Source organism: Halomonas sp. HAL1 (assembly GCF_030544485.1).
In the GTDB taxonomy this organism is placed as follows: Bacteria; Pseudomonadota; Gammaproteobacteria; order Pseudomonadales; family Halomonadaceae; genus Vreelandella; species Vreelandella arctica.
The window spans coordinates 3,080,959-3,097,938 of the sequence record NZ_CP130610.1; the positions used below are offsets into that span (position 1 = coordinate 3,080,959).

Here is a 16,980-nt window from a genome sequence, read left to right on the forward strand (position 1 = left end):
TAATAAAACGTTTACTTGGTTAAATGAAAATTTGTCTTATACAAATAGTGTCACGGCTATTAAGCACATTCATTTAACGTGCCAATTTACGAACAAAGAAAAAAAATCTTTTAAAATCATAACGTTAAAAAATGATAAATATCAGCATCGAAGGCAGCTGCTCGAAATCAGGTGGGTAAAAAATGACACATGTAGCGTTAATTGCCCCGTTGAGCGAGCCGTTGTGACACACAGGCCCTACCTATGTATAATAATTATTAATAAATTAACCAACACAAGTTATCTTTTCTTTTATGAATGACGTTGTGCCGCGGCTAACGCTGCCATCAATGCACATTCATTCTGCTCAACAAAAAGGCACCGCCGATGGACGAGACACGACCCGTCAAAATTAAAGTGCGCGGCTTAAGCAAAGTCTTTGGCAAGCACCCTCAAAAAGCAATCGAGCTACGTAACCAGGGAATGAAGCGCCCGGAAATTCTGGAGAAAACAGGCCAGACGCTGGGGCTATCGAATATTTCGTTTGATGTCTATGAAGGCGAACTGCTGGTTATCATGGGGCTTTCAGGGTCAGGCAAGTCGACGTTGATTCGCTGCCTTAACCGCCTGATTGAAACGACCGAAGGCGAGATCGTCATCGACGGTGAAAATATCCCGACGCTGAAAGAGAAAGCGTTGCTGGAGTGCCGTCGCCGCCACTTCTCTATGGTGTTTCAGAATTTCGCGCTATTTCCTCACCGCACTGTGCAGCAAAACGCCGAGTTCGGTTTGGAAATTCGCGGCGTAGAGAAAGCAGAACGGCACAAGATTGCTCATGACTCTCTGAAACAGGTTGGCTTGGAGGGCTGGGAAGACGCCTACCCCAATCAACTCTCCGGCGGCATGCAGCAGCGCGTTGGCCTAGCCCGTGCATTGGCCAACGATGCCACCGTGCTGTTAATGGATGAAGCCTTCTCCGCACTCGACCCGCTGATTCGTAAAGACATGCAGCAAGAGCTTTTGCAACTGCAATCCAAAATGCAAAAGACCACCGTCTTCATCACCCATGACTTAGATGAGGCGCTCAACATTGGCGATCGCATCGTCCTGCTGAAAGATGGTGAAGTGGTGCAGATCGGCACGCCGGAAGAAATTCTGACCAAACCTGCGGATGACTACGTGCGGCGCTTTATCGAAGGGGTTGATCGGTCACGTATTCTGACCGCTGAAAGCGCCATGCGTCCGCTACGCACCACCGCCCGCGAAAGCGATGGGCCACGTACCGCACTGCACCGTATGCGCGACCACACTATCGACTCTATCTATGTCGTTGATCGCGACCGTCGTCTGCTTGGCCTGCTGGAGGTGGATGCCGCTAGCCGTGCGATTGAAGAAGGGGCTGACTCAATCATTCCCTATTTAACCCAAGATTTCCGCAAAGTCCCTATGGATGAGCCGCTGCATAACCTGTTTGCCATGTTTAGTGAAAAGAGCTTCCCTATTGCCGTGATTGATCAGCAAGAGCAACTGCTTGGCGTGGTGGTAAAAGGCGCAGTACTTGATGAACTGGCACGAGCAGGAGAGCAATAATGGAAATCCCACGCATCCCGCTAGGTGATTGGATTGAAAGCGGCCTGACCTGGTTGACCAGCGAATACTCCCTGGTTACCCGTGGCATCTCACGCTTCACTCAAACCGGCATTGATTTTTTAAACGACAGCCTCATGTGGCTGCCTGAGTGGGCACTGCTCGGCTTGATAGCCCTGCTCTGCTGGAAGCTGGCGGGCTCTCGTTTAGCAATCGGCGCCGTCGCCGGGTTGGCTCTGATTTGGAACCTGGGCCTCTGGAACCCGATGATTGAGACGCTTACGCTGGTAGTGTTCGCTACCATGGTGGCTGTGGTCATCGCGTTACCTGTAGGCATTGCGGCGGCGCTCTCCAATCGGCTTTACCGGGTCATTATGCCGATTCTGGACTTTATGCAGACCATGCCAGCGTTTGTTTATTTGATTCCCGCGATTCCGTTTTTCGGCATTGGCTCCGTCTCAGCAATTTTTGCGACGGTCATCTTCTCGATGCCACCAGCGATTCGCTTTACCACGCTGGGTATTCGTCAGGTTCCTGTGGAGCTTATCGAAGCCGCGGATGCTTATGGCGCTACGCGGGGTCAGAAACTGTTTAAAGTGCAGCTGCCGCTTTCATTACCCACTGTCATGGCGGGTATCAACCAGACCATTATGTTGGCGCTCTCCATGGTGGTGATTGCCGCCATGATCGGTGCGGATGGTTTGGGCAGCGAAGTATGGCGCGCTATTCAACGTCTGCGTCCTGGCGATGGTTTTGAAGCGGGCATTGCAGTGGTTATTCTAGCCATGCTGCTTGACCGCTTGACGCAGTCACTGAGAAAGACCCGATAATCGGGAAAACGCATCAATTAAGCAAAACGGCAAAAGCGACTGTGTTGAGCCAATCGCTTGCTAAGTCGCTTCTGGCTAACCATGCTGTGTTTGGCAGCAGATTGACACATTAATAAATGTATACCCAAGGGAGAAAGTGAATGAAACATCGCACATTGAACCTCCGTATCCGTATTGCTTCACTGGCACTGTTGGCCGGCACAGGCGTCGCTATCAGCAGTGCAGCGCAAGCCGAGGAAGAGAAAGGTACCATTAATCTGGCCTACGTCGAGTGGTCATCTGAAGTTGCTTCCACCAACGTCGTTGCCGCGGTACTTGAGCAAGCAGGCTATGAGGTGGATCTCACCTCACTTTCTGCTGCTGCCATGTTCCAAGCGCTCTCTTCTGGCGATGCGGATGCGATCGTTGCAGCTTGGCTGCCAACCACTCACGCCGATTACATGGAACGCTTGGGTGATAGCATAGAAGACCTGGGTCCCAACCTGGACGGCACCAAGCTAGGCCTCGTTGTACCTGAGTACACCGACGTCGACTCCATTGCTGACCTTAACGATAATGCTGACAGCTTTAATAACGAGATCATCGGTATTGACCCCGGCGCAGGCTTAATGTCGCTGTCCGAAGAGGTTGTGGATACCTATGACCTTGACCTGGAACTGCGTAGCGGTAGTGGCGCCACAATGACGGCAGCGCTGTCGAGTGCCATTAATAACGAAGAAAACGTTGTTGTTACCGGTTGGACGCCTCACTGGATGTTCGCCCGCTTTGACCTGAAATACCTAGAAGATCCTGAAAACGTCTACGGTGGCGCAGAGCAGATCCATACCGCGGTTCGCGAAGGCCTGGAAGATGACATGCCAGAAGCCTATGCCATTCTCGATGCTTTCGAATGGACGCCAGAGCAGATGGGGGAAGTCATGCTGATGAACCAGGAAGATGGCAGCGACCCCTATGAAAATGCAAAGCAGTGGGTTGAAGATAACCAAGATGTAGTGGAACAGTGGCTCGATAGCTAAAACCATACGAGCAAGCTATGACAGGGGGCTTCGGCCCTCTGTTGTCGTTGTAAGTACCGTTTTAAGTAACGTATTAAGCGCTATGGTTCACAATACGTTGAACACTGTTTTAACAGATTTGCTATTGTGCGCCTTAACGCACGCCATGCAATGTTGGTTGATGGCCACATTTTGGTTTTTGTTCAACATCTTTTGATCGACATACCTTGATCGAAATAGAGAGGCTCCAGTGGATAACCACGACGATAAACGCCCCCCTGAAGAGCAGGTCTCTGAAGGCATACCTGCCCCAGAGGGTGCGGCGAATCTGATTGACACCGATTATGTCATCGGGCAAGACAACATCACCACGAATTCCATGGGTCTCAATCTTGACCTGCACGGCAAGGTGTTTAGCATTTCGGCAGTCGTAGTATTGCTGTTTGTGGTGCTAACACTCGCGCTACAAGACACTATTGCGCCTATTTATGACGCCATTTTCGGCTTCTTGACCGGCAATCTAGCTTGGTTCTTTATTTCAGCCGCTAATATATTCGTCATTTTGTGCTTAGGCCTGATTGTCTCTCCCTTAGGTAAAATCCGCATTGGTGGTGCCGATGCCAAGCCTGATTTTACCTATATGGGCTGGTTCTCAATGCTGTTTGCCGCAGGTATGGGCATTGGACTGATGTTCTTCGGCGTCAATGAACCGCTGACTCACTTTGGCACATCCTTTGACGGTGGAGACTGGGCTCCGCTGGCGGGCGCCGAGGGAGATGCCGCAGGGGCGGCTGCATTAGGCATGGCTGCCACGATCTTTCACTGGGGCCTTCATCCCTGGGCAATTTACGCGGTCGTGGCGCTTTCGCTGGCACTGTTCTCGTTCAATAAGGGCCTGCCGCTCTCCATGCGTTCAGTGTTCTACCCAATTTTGGGTGAGCGTGTTTGGGGCTGGCCAGGCCATTTAATTGATATTCTGGCCGTCTTCGCTACTCTATTTGGCCTAGCCACATCACTGGGCCTAGGTGCCACTCAGGCCGCTGCGGGCCTTACCTACTTGTTCGGCGCACCGGAAAGCGATATCACCATGATCCTGCTGATCGTTGGTATCACGATCATCGCGATTGGCTCCATTCTAGCGGGTGTCGACAAGGGCGTGCAGCTGCTCTCCAAGATCAATATTGTGATAGCGGCGATGCTGCTGTTCTTTGTGATCGCGGTTGGCCCTACGCTGCTGATTGCCACCGGCTTCTTTGAGAACCTGTGGAACTATGCAGTTCACCTGCCTGCGCTATCAAATCCATTTGGCCGTGAAGATGCCAACTTTAGTCAAGGCTGGACGGCCTTCTACTGGGCATGGTGGATCTCCTGGTCTCCGTACGTCGGCATGTTTATCGCACGGGTATCGCGTGGCCGTACCGTTCGCGAGTTCCTGATATCCGTATTGATAGTGCCTTCTGTGGTGTCAGTACTGTGGATGACCACCTTCGGCGGCACCGCCATTGACCAATATGTCAGTCACGGTATTGAAGCCGTACGTGACGCTGGCGTCGACCTGCAGCTCTTCATCATGCTGGAGCAGCTGCCGCTGTCACAAATCACATCGTTCATTGCGATCGTTTTGGTGATTATCTTCTTTGTGACCTCCTCTGATTCCGGCTCGCTGGTGATCGATTCGATTACGGCAGGCGGTAAGGTCGATGCGCCGAAACCACAGCGCGTGTTCTGGGCAATCATTGAAGGCGCGATTGCCATTGCGCTACTGCTCGGCGGTGGTCTAACGGCACTCCAGACCATGGCTGTATCCACAGGCTTCCCGTTCACCATCATATTGCTAGTGGCGTGTTATGCCATTATCAAAGGGTTGATGAGCGAGCCAAAAGCGGTTTAAGCCTTCGGTATACTTACTCCGTAAAGCAAACGGGCAACCCACTGGGTTGCCCGTTTTTTGTTGATAGCCTTTAACACCAAATATCTTTTAAGGGTGTATCAGGCCGGTAATGGGTAGCAATTTGCGCCTGTAGCAACTCTGCAGTCGCCAGCGCATCCACCAGGGCGTGATGTCCTTGATAAGCGGGCAAACCATAGCGTTCGCGGCTAGCGTGCAAACGTATCGAAACCGGTGGACGACCCAACCAGCGACGAAAACGCGCCCAAAGCGTTTGGCGATGGAGCCGCGCCTCCAGCGACATGGTATCGATCATCGGAAACAGCACCCCTTCCCCACGGCGAGCTTTGACAGCGGCATCTAAAAAAGGCCGCTCGATATTGCGGAAGTGAACGACGACTAATCGACCCGCTAACGCCGCTAACACCTCATCCAATATCACTTCTAAATCTGGCGCCTGGGCAATCTCCGAGTGGGTAATGTGATGATAGGCAATCGAAGCTTCCGCCAGTGGCCGTGAAGGATTGACCACCCAGTAGCGCCGCTCGGCAAGCTTAATGCGATTAAGGGTAAACGGCACAAGACCAATACTGACAATGGCATGACGTCGCTCATCCAGCCCGGTGGTTTCCATATCAAGTGCCACCATGGGCACCTCGGCAATCGGGGTTTCCGGGTCAGGCAGTGGAGTACTGAAAAACTGTTGGATCGCCGCACTGTCGGCTTGCTGCGCCCGCTGGGCCATATAGCCCGCCCAATCGGCCTGAGTGATTTTCTGACGTGGTCGTATTCCAAACATTTCAGCGCCCCTGCCGCTGAGCGGGCATCGGGTAGCGAAACTTCAGAAATTTTTGCGCATTGCTAAGCACCTGGAAAGCGTCTTTCAGGGTGTGGCGCTCGCTATCCTCGACATTCTCAGGCTCGATATTGTTATCCGGTAGACGATCTTCTTGCAGGTCGATCATTTGATGGCGAAGCCGTGACATGCATAGAAACTCAAACGCATAGCTCAATTTTTCACTCATCCCGGTCGCTAATAACTGGGTATTTCCAATGTCATTCAAACGCTGGAAAGAGTTCTGCGCTTTGGAGCCGCACGCCAAGGCATGGATACGTACCAAATCCACCATCGGTGCGGTGCCCCGGCGTTTTAGATTGATGGAGTTGTTATGCTTGCCGTCCTGCTCCATAACAAAGGTGCGGAAAAATCCTAACGGCGGTGTACGGTTTAAGGCATTTCGCGCCATGGCGGCTAAAAATAGCGGCGATTTGGGTGCCGTTTCAGCAATCAGGTCTTGCAACGTTTCTACATAGTGGTCTTCGCCATAGCAGCTATCCAGGTCAAAAAATATCGAACTGTGTAGCAGCCTTTCTGGCGTCGGATTGGCCATCCAATCCTGAAAATAGCGCTTCCAAACACTTAGTGGCTGGCGCCACTGCGTATTGGTCGCCATCACGTCACCTTTGCAATAGGTATAGCCGCAGGCGTCCAAACCATCGCTAACAATTTTCGCCAAGGCGTGAAAGTAAACGTCGTGCTGTTCGGGAACAAACTCATCGGAGAGGATCAGCGCATTGTCTTGATCGGTAACAATGCTCTGCTCATTACGTGCCATGGACCCATTGACCATAAAGCAGTAAGGCACTGGCGGCGGACCTAGTTCCGCTTCGGCCATTTCTAGCAGTCGGCGGGTAAAGCTACGCCCGATGGTGGAAAGCGCGCTACCCACCATCTGAGAATTGGCTCCCTCTTGCACCATCCGTACAAACGCCGCACGAACATCCGGCGCTAAGCGTGCTAACCCTTGAGCGCTGGATTGGTTAAAAATATTACTAACCAGATAGAGGCCGCTATGAGTTTCATAACGAATGATATCGGAAAGATGCACGACGCCTACCGGACGCTGTCGATAGAGCACAGGCAGATGATGCACGTTACTGCGAAGCATCGTCAGCATGGCTTCATAGACCGAGGCATCTGATTGAATGGTAATTAAGCGTGAGGAAACCACTTCGCCCACCGTGGTTTGTGGCGATAACCCCTCAGCCACAACGCGAGTGCGAAAATCACTATCGGTTAAAATTCCACACATCTGCCAAGTTTGACCTTCGCTGTCTTGGAAGCTGAAGCGTGGGTTGTCACTCCCCTCTTTCAATACCAATAGCGCAGAGGCTTGGGCTTCGCTCATCTGCTGGGCGGCTTGCTGAACGCTTGTCGAGACTTCGACCATTACCGGGTAACGAGTCAGCAATTTGCGTATCCGCGTGACCATCATGTCGTTGGATTTCTTTTGCTGCTCGGCGGCGGTTTCTAGTCGCGGCCGCTCTAACTCAACAAAATCAGCAAAATGGTCATCTTCTTCACACAGACGTTGGAAGACTGCGTTAGGGATAAAGTAGATTAAAGTATCTTCAATCGCTTGAGCTGGAAAACGCACTTTGTGGTTACGCAGCAGGCTGAAGTGACCGAAAATATCGCCTTCGCCCAGGCGATTATATAACTCTCCCTGACTACGATAGACCTCTACAGCGCCACTACGAATATAGCAAAGGTCACTTAATGTCTCATTGAGTTCTAAAATACTACTACCGGTTTTGAAATAGCTCACTTCTACCTGTTCTGCGATGGCATCGAGAAGATCATCCGACAGCCCATCAAACGGGGGAAACCGCCCCATATGCTGGCGTATTTCTAGCAGTTCGACATCCATACGGACTCCTTAGGCTTGCCGGTCAATTGACTGAATAATCAACATATAACGTAAAGTGTGGCGGGTAGGCTAGGTAAGGTAAACCCACGATGCACTTTAAGATGACCTTGTTGAAAAAATTCATCATTGAAAAGCCGACATGAAAAAGCCCGATGCGATAAGCACCGGGCTTTGGTGGCCGAAGCCGAACTGATAGTTACGTGGCTAATTAATTTAGTAAACTAGCTACACTAGAAAGCTATCAGCTGATATCAATGACCCAGCTTAGGATTGGCTAGCCATTTCCTGAACACGCTGCATCATTTCTGGGTCTTGCTGAATAGATTGACCAATTGCATTGAAGGTATCAACATCTAAACCGCTGTCTTCGACCACTTCGATCATGCGGTCATTAGCTTCAGTGCGCACTTCCTGCTGCGCTGATTCATCTTCCGCTTCCTGCAGACGCTGGGTATATTCTTGAGAAATAACCGCAATTTCTTGAGAAGCATCGGCGAACTGCTGGAGCTGATCGTCAGAAAAATCCTGGGCAGGTGCTGCTTGCTGGGTTGCCATTGGATCTTGTGTCGAGCCTTGCTCTTGTTGGGCATGAGCGGTAGCCGTCATTAGACCAGTAGCGAGCAGGGCAGCAGAGAACAGAGCAGTCATACGTTGCATAGTAATAAACCTCAATATTGCGTTATGTATGTGCCCAGTGTGACGCGCTGTTTTCGAGCAGGTTCAATTTATTATGTAAAAGTTAGTAACAAAAAGAACCATATGTATCAAAAAGATGATTTAAACACGCCACCACGGAAAAATAATGACCAGCAAATTCAATAGCTTAAAATACAATGACCTCTCTTCTGCCGGCTTGGCGGCTATGCCCGCTATTTTTGTTCTTCTCTGGAGCACAGGCTTTATTGGCGCCAAATTTGGCCTGCCTTATGCTGAACCCTTCACATTTCTGTTCATACGCTTCGTGCTGACCCTACTGCTGTTAATCCCGTTGGCACTTTTAATGCGCATTCCTTGGCCATCATCGCCTAGGTTATGGTCACATATCGCCATATCGGGTTTTCTAGTCCACGGTGCCTACTTGGGTGGCGTCTTCTATGGCATTTACTTAGGCATGCCGGCCGGGCTAGCGGCGCTGCTTGTCGGTCTTCAACCGCTTTTGACCGCCGCCTTTGCCGGACCACTATTAGGGGAAAAGCTGACACGGCTTCAGTGGGTGGGGTTAAGCCTGGGTTTAATCGGAATCTGCTTAGTCCTCGGCAGTAAGCTAGAGATTGGTGAATCCCTCTTTGATGGCTTCGGCATTAGCGCTTTACTGTGCGTCACCGCCGCATTAATGGGCATTTCGTTGGGTACGCTCTATCAGAAAAGATATTGCACCACTATGCCGCTGCTTTCTGGGGCGGTTATCCAATACTTGGCGGCAGGTGTCCTACTAGGGAGTGGCGCACTGCTATTTGAGACACGCCAGGTGGAATGGAGTAGTACTTTTATACTAACCCTTGCTTGGCTGGTGTTGATTCTCTCAATTGCCGCTATCCTGTTACTTATGGCCTTGATTAAAAAGGGGGAAGCCTCGCGGGTAGCGAGTCTTTTTTATCTTGTGCCACCGGTCACGGCGCTTCAGGCGTGGTGGCTGTTTGACGAACGTCTACCCCTACTGGGGCTTGCGGGAATGGTGATTGCCATCACTGGGGTAGTGATGGTGATTCGAAAACCCGCTCATGGGATGACTAAACGATAACAAGGTTTTGTAGACCAGGGTTTGGATAAACATGTCAGCACAACACCACTGTGCCAGGGTGAACGGACACTGTAACCGTTGCGATTCACCGGTACCTTTTGCATTTACGATGGCATTTCAACCAATCGTCGATGTTAGTCAGCGAGAAATTATTTACTACGAAGCGTTAGTGCGCGGGCCCAATGGTGAATCTGCCTTTTCAATACTTGAGCAAGTAACTCAAGATTTGATGTACCGTTTTGACCAGGCGTGCCGTATTAAAGCTATAGAGCTAGCCAGTGAACTAGGTATGCAGGAAAAGCTCTCTATCAACTTTCTTCCCAATGCGGTTTACGAACCAAGAGCGTGCATGCAAGCCACCCTTGAAACAGCGCACCGTATTGGCTGGCCTATCGAGCGGCTCAATTTCGAAATAACCGAAACTGAGCGAGTTACCGATCGTGGACATTTGCGCAGAATTATCGAAAGTTACCGCGAAATGGGGGTTACCACCTCGTTAGATGACTTTGGTAATGGCTATGCCAACCTTGACCTATTGACCGACCTGCAGCCAGATTCACTGAAACTTGACCGCGACCTGGTAATGACATGCAATAGCGATAAGCGTCGCCAAGCCATACTCCGTAGCCTAGTGGCGCTAGCCAGCACATTGGGAATACCACTAATTGCTGAGGGCGTTGAAACCCGTGAAGAGTCTCGCTGCCTAGTTGAACTGGGCATTCCGATGCAGCAAGGCTACTACTTTTCCTACCCAAATTTAGAGGCATTGACGGAAATTGACCACGCCAAATACGATTAGGTCATGTGAATAAAGACCATGACCAAATCGGTTATAGATGCTTTTATATCAGCATCCTAAACTATAGTTGTTGCAGATAATCAGCTCCGCCTAAGTTACGCATCTGCTGGCGTATCCATTGGCTGCGCCGCTCAACCTGGGCGTCGGGCCTTGCGGCGCTACGCGTTAACGGGCTGGGTAAAATAGCGGCCAACAAGCTGGCTTGGCGCTCGGTCAGGGAATGGGAAGAGGCGCCGAAATAGTGCTTAGCCGCTGCCTCCAATCCAAACACGCCGCGATCCCACTCAGCGACATTGAGATAAACCTCAAGAATACGTTGCTTACTCCAAAGTATCTCAATCAGCAGCGTGAACCACGCCTCTAGCCCCTTGCGCGTCCAGCTTCGGCCGGTCCATAGAAACACGTTTTTCGCCGTTTGCTGGCTCAGGGTGCTGGCACCGCGTAGCCTTCCGCCGTCCCGACTGGCCTGCAACGCGCGGCGTAATTCGACAAGATCAAACCCACTATGGTGTGGAAAGCGCTGATCCTCTGCGGCAATCACTGCCAGTTTGGCGTTGTCAGAGAGAGAATCCCAACCGCGCCACTCGCGCTGTATCCGAATCGGCTCACTATGGATCCAACTCTGTATTTTGCGCTCAACCATCACCATCGAGCCCGGTGGAGGAACAACGCGAAACAGCAGTACCAGCGCGACTGATAGCAGCACAAACGCTAATACGCCGCGCCATACAATCCGCCATAGCAGACGCATAAAACGGCGCAGCGAACGATTGAGCATCCAGTTATCCTTAACGCTTCATGAGGTGGTCTGCATGATAGCGCAGATGATCCTCAATGAACGAGGCAATGAAGAAGTAACTGTGATCGTAGCCCGGCTGACGGCGCAGTGTTAACGGATGATCGTGCTCCTCACAAACGGCTTCCAAACGCTCTGGCTGAAGCTGCTCTTCTAAGAACTGATCCGCTTCGCCCTGGTCGATAAACAGTCGCTGACGTGATGCGCCGTTGGCAACCAACTCACAAGCGTCATACTGGCGCCAGCGTGACTGATCTTCACCCAGGTAAGCAGTAAAGGCTTGTTGGCCCCATGGGCTGTTCATCGGATTCACCACCGGTGAAAAAGCCGATACTGAACTAAAGCGCCCCGGATGACGTAATGCGAGGATCAGCGCACCATGCCCACCCATCGAATGGCCGCTAATGGATTCGCGACCATTCACCGGAAAGTGCTGGCGTACCACCGAAGGCAGCTCCTCAATCACATAGTCGTACATGCGATAGTGAGACTTCCAAGGCTCCTCAGTCGCGTTGACATAGAAACCAGCCCCGGAACCTAGATCAAAGCTTTCGTGCTCGCCAGGCAAATCCGTGCCTCTAGGGCTGGTGTCAGGGCAGACAATCGCCACACCCAATTCGGCGGCAATACGGTGAGCGCCCGCTTTCTGCATAAAGTTTTCGTCATTGCAGGTTAGCCCCGAGAGCCACCAAAGCAGCGGTACGCGCTCGTTTTCCGCCTGGGGTGGCAAGTAAACGGCAAAGACCATGTCGCAATCCAGCGCACGGGAGTAATGGCGGTAGCGCTTATGCCAGCCACCAAAACTACGGTTAGCAGACACCAGTTCTAAAGTTTCACTCATGCTCATGGGCAGGTTCCTTTAAATGCAGCAAACGCGGCAGGTCTCCCCGCCGCGTTTTAAACGTGCTAGCTATCAGTTTCAGCAATGATACTCAGTAATGCAGTACGGTACGAATGCTCTTACCTGCATGCAGTAAATCAAACGCTTCGTTGATCTTCTCAAACGGCATATCGTGGGTAATGAAGTCGTCGATATTGATCTCACCGTTCATATAACGATCAACGTAACCCGGTAGCTCACTGCGCCCTTTTACACCGCCAAACGCAGAGCCTTTCCAGACGCGCCCGGTAACCAGTTGGAACGGCCGTGTTGAGATCTCTTCACCAGCCCCGGCGACACCGATGACAATCGATTCGCCCCAACCTTTGTGGCAGCACTCCAGCGCCGAACGCATTACATTGACGTTGCCGATGCACTCAAAGGAGTAGTCGACGCCGCCATCAGTCAGATCAACGATAACCTGCTGGATGGGGTCTGAATACTCTTTCGGGTTCACAAAATCGGTAGCGCCAAACTGCTTGGCCAGCTCAAACTTATCAGCATTAACGTCGATGGCAATAATTCGTCCCGCTTTGGCCATCACCGCACCCTGAATAACAGCAAGACCAATCGCACCAAGGCCAAATACCGCTACGGTAGCGCCCGGCTCTACTTTGGCGGTATTAAGCACCGCGCCAATGCCGGTAGTCACACCGCAGCCCAACAGGCAGATTTTATCCATGGGCGCTTCTTTAGACACCACCGCCAGGGAGACTTCGGGCAACACTGTGTACTCACTGAACGTAGAGGTGCCCATGTAGTGGTGAAGCATCTTACCGTCTAGGGAGAACCGCGAGGTACCGTCAGGCATGACCCCTTTACCCTGGGTAGCGCGCACGCTGCCGCACAGGTTGGTTTTACCCGACAAACAGAACTTACACTTACCGCACTCGGCGGTATAGAGCGGAATCACATGGTCGCCCGGCTTAAGGCTGGTGACGCCCTCGCCTACTTCCTGAACGACGCCTGCGCCTTCGTGACCCAATACTGCGGGGAAATTACCTTCCGGGTCAGCTCCAGAAAGCGTGTAGGCATCCGTGTGACAGACGCTTGTCGCCGCCATTTTAACCAGCACTTCACCCGCTTTCGGGCCTTCAACATCAATCTCAACCAGTTCAAGCGGCTTACCCGCTTCTAGTGCAACAGCTGCGCGTGACTTCATTTTGACTCCTAAATATTCATTACTTCAAAAATATTAACTAAGGCTTACTCTTCAGTTGCTATCGGGGCAAATTCAATTGGCAGCCAGCGATACCCTTGTTCATCTTCTACGATATGACCAATGCCGGGGAAAGGCATATGGGCACCGGCAATCCAGTGCTTATCTTCAACGGCACTTTCGAGCACTTCTTCACGAGTGCGAATGGCCTGCTCAGGGTCAGAATCAAACTCAATGGCAACAGTGGGGTCGGCAAATTGAACGCCGTAACTGTGTACCACATCTCCCCATACCAGCATGGCCTCATCATCGCTATTGAGCATAAAGCTTGAGTGACCGGCGGTATGGCCATGAGTATCTTGGGCCACAATGCCCATGAGCACTTCATCGCCTGCCGTAAAGGGGTTGAAACGATCCGCTTCCTGATAAGGCGCTACCGCGTCTTGGGCCATTTCAAAGAACGCTCGATTACCTTCGGGCGCCGCTGCTGCACGCTCCTCATCCAACCAAAAATCAGCATCGGCTTGGCTGGCACGTAATTCAGCGTTTGGATAAACCGCTTCACCGCTCTCATTGGCTAAACCGCACACATGATCCGGGTGCAAATGAGTCATCAACACCGTGTCGACGTCTTCTGGCGAGTAACCCGATGCGCGTAGGTTGCTCTCTACCTGGCCAAGCGAGGGGCCAAAGCAGGCGGCAGACCCAGCATCAACCAGTACTAGGTTCTCACCAGTATGAACAAGAAACGCATTAACCGCGGTTTGCATACCGCTTTCCGCATCAATAAATAGCGCATCCAGATGACGGAGAATCTCTTCTTGCTCCATGCCTTTTAGTAAAGAGGTGTCAATCGTTGTATGGCCGTCGTATAGAGCGGTCACCTCATACTCCCCAACCATCATACGGAACCAGCCGGGTGCCTGCTCTTGCTGTTGCGTAGGTAGCTCTGCCTGAGCACTAGCGGCACAGCCAGCACTAATAGCAACGGCCAGCGCACCGCGCGACCACTGAGATAAGAATTTAGACATAAGCTATACACTCCATTGATACGCTAAAGATGCTAGCAGTGTAGGTCAGTTAGGCGCAGTAGATAAAGCGGGATACACTCATAAGATTATTGCCACTCAGCAACAATCGCTGTCAACCTAAGGAATTTCAACATGCAGCACTGGAGCCGTATCGAAGCGTTTGTCGAAGTAGTGCGTTTAGGCACGTTTTCTTCTGCAGCCCGCCACTTGAAAGTCTCTACCTCACATATCAGCCGCTTGGTCAGCCAGCTTGAAAACCAGTTGGGTGTACAGTTGCTGTATCGCACCACCCGCCAGATCCGCTTGACCGACGCGGGCGCTACCTATGTAGAGCACTGCCGCCACCTATTTGATGGGCTGCGCGATGCCGAGCAAGCACTGAGCGAACTCCAGGCCAAACCTAATGGGCTACTTAAACTTACCTCGGCCACGACCTTCGGCGAGCGCTTCATCGCCCCACTAGTTAATGACTTTCAGTGTTTGCATCCGCAGCTGGATGTACATATGCACTTCACTAATCGACCAGTGGAACTGATTGAAGAGGGCTACGATATTGCCATTCGGATGGGAGTGTTAAAGGATTCCACACTGATCGCCAGGCGCCTATGCGACCGGCGCGAGTATATCGTCGGCTCGCAGAACTATTTTCGCCAAGCGCCGCGCCCACACACCCTAGGTGAGCTTAGCCAACACCGCTGCCTAATTGGCTCGCGACCTAACTGGCTATTTGAAGTGAACGGCCAACGCCGGGAAGTGCGTGTCGAGGGATGCTGGACCGGCAATTCCGGCCCGGCGCTGCTGGACGCCGCACGCAAAGGCCTGGGGCTTGCCCAGCTGCCGGACTACTACGTGGCCCCCTACTTAGCCAGCGGCGAGCTGGTCGCCGTGCTGGAGCCTTTTCAGCATCACGATACCGCTGTGTGGGCGGTCTACCCCCGCCACCGCCATCTATCGCCTAAAATACGCCAGCTGGTAGATTATCTGGTTGCCAATATTGCCAGCGTCTTACCCAAGGACTCGCTTAGTTGAGAAATCGCTACTTAGCACTCAATAGCATTAACGGCGAGCCCACCTTTAGAGGTCTCCTTGTACTTATCCTGCATATCGCGACCGGTATCGCGCATGGTGCGAATCACTTTATCCAGCGATATAAAGTGCTCACCATCGCCATGCAGCGCCATACGCGCGGCATTAATGGCTTTGACGGAAGCGATCGCATTGCGCTCTATACAAGGCACTTGGACAAGGCCGCCCACCGGGTCGCAGGTTAACCCCAGATTATGCTCCAAGCCGATCTCAGCAGCGTTTTCCACCTGGCCCGGTGTGCCGCCCAGCACTTCGGCAAGCCCAGCGGCCGCCATTGCACAGGCGGAGCCCACCTCGCCTTGGCAGCCTACTTCAGCGCCCGAGATAGAAGCATTCTTTTTACACAAAATACCGACTGCCCCGGCTGTGAGCAGAAAATCCACCACATCCGCCTCGCTAGCGTCGGGCTCAAATTTCAAGTAGTACGCCAATACGGCTGGCACGATGCCCGCCGCCCCGTTAGTCGGCGCGGTGACCATCCTCCGCCCAGCGGCGTTCTCCTCGTTCACCGCCAGCGCAAATACATTGACCCAATCCATCACAGTAAAACTCGACACAATCAGGCGCTGATTTTCTGGCGGATTCAGTAATTGCTGATGCAACGACTGCGCACGGCGGCGCACATTTAATCCCCCAGGCAAATTCCCTGTGGCACGCAGGCCATTGTCAATGCTGTCACTCATCGCTTGCCAAAGAGTCAGCAGCTCTTCACGAATGGCCGATTCGCTACGCCAAGCCTTCTCGTTTTCAAGCATCAACTGGCTAATGCGCAGTTGATGCTGCTGGCAGAGTGCGAGCAGCTCCGCCGCCGTATTGAAGGGATATGCCAGCGGCGTGCTGTCCTCGCCCACCTCGCCTTGATCCGCTTTGGCTTGATCAACATAGAAGCCGCCGCCTAGTGAGTAATATGTATTCGTCGCTACCAGTGTGTTATGGCAGTAAGCGCTCAACACCATGGCATTAGGATGAAACGGCAGGCAGGTTTCATCCCACTCCACATCGCTGCCAACCTCAAAGGCGATTTGCTGACCATTGGCAAGCAACAGTGGTTCACCCTCCTCAAGTTGTTTTAATCGCGATGCAATAGTGTCGGGGTCGATGCTTTCGGGTGCCTCCCCCATCAGCCCCATGATCACCGCTTGATCGGTACCGTGCCCCACCCCGGTGGCGGCCAATGAGCCATGCAGCCTTACCACCAGCCGAGTGATGGTTCTATCACCCAGCGCCAGGGCAAAGTCACGAGCGGCGCGCATCGGTCCCACCGTGTGGGAACTCGAGGGACCGATGCCGATACGGAAAAGATCAAACACACTAATAGCCATGCCGATGACACCTCACAACGTTGTTATTGCCTGTCGAATAGACACTTTGCAGGGACGATGACCAAACGTCGAGGGATTAACCGCAATATCGACGTGCGAACATACAAGTGTGACGATATAATGAACATTCACCCTTGCATGTTTATATATGCGAATTGCGACGCTGCTTACCCACA

15 protein-coding genes are annotated in these 16,980 nt (G+C 52.2%); 7 read left to right on the forward strand and 8 right to left on the reverse strand.

From position 1 onward, the window contains the following. Positions 1–366: 366 nt before the first annotated feature. The 4 genes from Q3Y66_RS14485 (at position 367) to Q3Y66_RS14500 (ending at position 5,282) form a co-directional block, all read left to right on the forward strand. The gene (locus Q3Y66_RS14485) at positions 367–1,569 is read left to right on the forward strand and encodes a glycine betaine/L-proline ABC transporter ATP-binding protein (RefSeq protein ID WP_008958170.1); all 1,203 of its coding nucleotides are present in this window, start codon (positions 367–369) and stop codon (positions 1,567–1,569) included. Continuing rightward, complete coding sequence (locus tag Q3Y66_RS14490) at positions 1,569–2,396, forward strand: proline/glycine betaine ABC transporter permease (protein ID WP_008958171.1); 828 nt, start codon at positions 1,569–1,571, stop codon at positions 2,394–2,396. Before Q3Y66_RS14485 ends, Q3Y66_RS14490 begins: the two co-directional genes overlap by 1 nt. 140 nt (positions 2,397–2,536) lie before the next feature. Continuing rightward, positions 2,537–3,412, forward strand: a complete 876-nt coding sequence (locus Q3Y66_RS14495) for a glycine betaine ABC transporter substrate-binding protein (RefSeq protein ID WP_008958172.1) — start codon at positions 2,537–2,539, stop codon at positions 3,410–3,412. 229 nt (positions 3,413–3,641) lie between these two features. Further along, positions 3,642–5,282, forward strand: a complete 1,641-nt coding sequence (locus Q3Y66_RS14500) for a BCCT family transporter (protein ID WP_008958173.1) — start codon at positions 3,642–3,644, stop codon at positions 5,280–5,282. A 70-nt stretch (positions 5,283–5,352) separates the two neighbouring features. Here the strand turns inward: Q3Y66_RS14500 and Q3Y66_RS14505 are convergent, their stop codons facing one another. From Q3Y66_RS14505 to Q3Y66_RS14515, 3 genes are all read right to left on the reverse strand, one after another. Beyond that, positions 5,353–6,078, reverse strand: coding sequence for a 3'-5' exonuclease (locus Q3Y66_RS14505; protein ID WP_008958174.1), 726 nt, complete (start codon positions 6,076–6,078; stop codon positions 5,353–5,355). Position 6,079: 1 nt separating this feature from the next. Next, positions 6,080–7,990, reverse strand: a complete 1,911-nt coding sequence (locus Q3Y66_RS14510) for a DUF294 nucleotidyltransferase-like domain-containing protein (protein ID WP_008958175.1) — start codon at positions 7,988–7,990, stop codon at positions 6,080–6,082. A gap of 264 nt (positions 7,991–8,254) precedes the next feature. Then, positions 8,255–8,647 carry a DUF4168 domain-containing protein gene (locus tag Q3Y66_RS14515; RefSeq protein WP_008956362.1) on the reverse strand — a complete coding sequence of 131 codons (393 nt, stop codon included), beginning with the start codon at positions 8,645–8,647 and terminating at the stop codon, positions 8,255–8,257. A gap of 145 nt (positions 8,648–8,792) precedes the next feature. Here Q3Y66_RS14515 and Q3Y66_RS14520 point away from each other — a divergent pair, with 145 nt between their 5' ends. Next, on the forward strand, positions 8,793–9,731 hold the full coding sequence (locus tag Q3Y66_RS14520) for a DMT family transporter (protein WP_008956361.1): 939 nt from the start codon (positions 8,793–8,795) through the stop codon (positions 9,729–9,731). A gap of 109 nt (positions 9,732–9,840) precedes the next feature. After that, a complete protein-coding gene (locus tag Q3Y66_RS14525; RefSeq protein WP_008956360.1) occupies positions 9,841–10,530 on the forward strand; it encodes an EAL domain-containing protein in 690 nt (229 codons plus the stop codon). 61 nt (positions 10,531–10,591) lie between these two features. Here Q3Y66_RS14525 and mtgA read toward each other — a convergent pair whose 3' ends face one another. From mtgA to Q3Y66_RS14545, 4 genes are all read right to left on the reverse strand, one after another. Next, positions 10,592–11,308 carry a monofunctional biosynthetic peptidoglycan transglycosylase gene (gene mtgA, locus Q3Y66_RS14530; RefSeq protein ID WP_008956359.1) on the reverse strand — a complete coding sequence of 239 codons (717 nt, stop codon included), beginning with the start codon at positions 11,306–11,308 and terminating at the stop codon, positions 10,592–10,594. 10 nt (positions 11,309–11,318) lie between these two features. Next, positions 11,319–12,173, reverse strand: a complete 855-nt coding sequence (gene fghA, locus Q3Y66_RS14535) for an S-formylglutathione hydrolase (protein ID WP_035586131.1) — start codon at positions 12,171–12,173, stop codon at positions 11,319–11,321. An 85-nt stretch (positions 12,174–12,258) separates the two neighbouring features. After that, a complete protein-coding gene (locus tag Q3Y66_RS14540; RefSeq protein ID WP_008956357.1) occupies positions 12,259–13,368 on the reverse strand; it encodes an S-(hydroxymethyl)glutathione dehydrogenase/class III alcohol dehydrogenase in 1,110 nt (369 codons plus the stop codon). A 44-nt stretch (positions 13,369–13,412) separates the two neighbouring features. Further along, positions 13,413–14,396, reverse strand: coding sequence for an MBL fold metallo-hydrolase (locus Q3Y66_RS14545; RefSeq protein WP_008956356.1), 984 nt, complete (start codon positions 14,394–14,396; stop codon positions 13,413–13,415). A 132-nt stretch (positions 14,397–14,528) separates the two neighbouring features. Between Q3Y66_RS14545 and Q3Y66_RS14550 the strand changes: the two genes are divergently transcribed. Then, entirely contained in the window at positions 14,529–15,425 is an 897-nt protein-coding gene (locus tag Q3Y66_RS14550; protein WP_008956355.1) for a LysR family transcriptional regulator, read from the forward strand. 11 nt (positions 15,426–15,436) lie between these two features. Here Q3Y66_RS14550 and Q3Y66_RS14555 read toward each other — a convergent pair whose 3' ends face one another. Next, positions 15,437–16,804, reverse strand: a complete 1,368-nt coding sequence (locus tag Q3Y66_RS14555) for an L-serine ammonia-lyase (RefSeq protein WP_008956354.1) — start codon at positions 16,802–16,804, stop codon at positions 15,437–15,439. Positions 16,805–16,980: the final 176 nt, after the last annotated feature.

What these genes read in the sequence shown, in the direction of transcription:
- fghA (WP_035586131.1), bottom strand. Translation starts at nt 12,173, where the DNA reads ATGAGCATGAGTGAAACTTTAGAACTGGTGTCTGCTAACCGTAGTTTT.
- Q3Y66_RS14505 (WP_008958174.1), bottom strand. Translation starts at nt 6,078, where the DNA reads ATGTTTGGAATACGACCACGTCAGAAAATCACTCAGGCCGATTGGGCG.
- Q3Y66_RS14510 (WP_008958175.1), bottom strand. Translation starts at nt 7,990, where the DNA reads ATGGATGTCGAACTGCTAGAAATACGCCAGCATATGGGGCGGTTTCCC.
- Q3Y66_RS14550 (WP_008956355.1), top strand. Translation starts at nt 14,529, where the DNA reads ATGCAGCACTGGAGCCGTATCGAAGCGTTTGTCGAAGTAGTGCGTTTA.
- Q3Y66_RS14555 (WP_008956354.1), bottom strand. Translation starts at nt 16,804, where the DNA reads ATGGCTATTAGTGTGTTTGATCTTTTCCGTATCGGCATCGGTCCCTCG.
- Q3Y66_RS14485 (WP_008958170.1), top strand. Translation starts at nt 367, where the DNA reads ATGGACGAGACACGACCCGTCAAAATTAAAGTGCGCGGCTTAAGCAAA.
- Q3Y66_RS14515 (WP_008956362.1), bottom strand. Translation starts at nt 8,647, where the DNA reads ATGCAACGTATGACTGCTCTGTTCTCTGCTGCCCTGCTCGCTACTGGT.
- Q3Y66_RS14540 (WP_008956357.1), bottom strand. Translation starts at nt 13,368, where the DNA reads ATGAAGTCACGCGCAGCTGTTGCACTAGAAGCGGGTAAGCCGCTTGAA.
- Q3Y66_RS14545 (WP_008956356.1), bottom strand. Translation starts at nt 14,396, where the DNA reads ATGTCTAAATTCTTATCTCAGTGGTCGCGCGGTGCGCTGGCCGTTGCT.
- Q3Y66_RS14520 (WP_008956361.1), top strand. Translation starts at nt 8,793, where the DNA reads ATGACCAGCAAATTCAATAGCTTAAAATACAATGACCTCTCTTCTGCC.
- Q3Y66_RS14495 (WP_008958172.1), top strand. Translation starts at nt 2,537, where the DNA reads ATGAAACATCGCACATTGAACCTCCGTATCCGTATTGCTTCACTGGCA.
- Q3Y66_RS14525 (WP_008956360.1), top strand. Translation starts at nt 9,841, where the DNA reads ATGGCATTTCAACCAATCGTCGATGTTAGTCAGCGAGAAATTATTTAC.
- Q3Y66_RS14490 (WP_008958171.1), top strand. Translation starts at nt 1,569, where the DNA reads ATGGAAATCCCACGCATCCCGCTAGGTGATTGGATTGAAAGCGGCCTG.
- mtgA (WP_008956359.1), bottom strand. Translation starts at nt 11,308, where the DNA reads ATGCTCAATCGTTCGCTGCGCCGTTTTATGCGTCTGCTATGGCGGATT.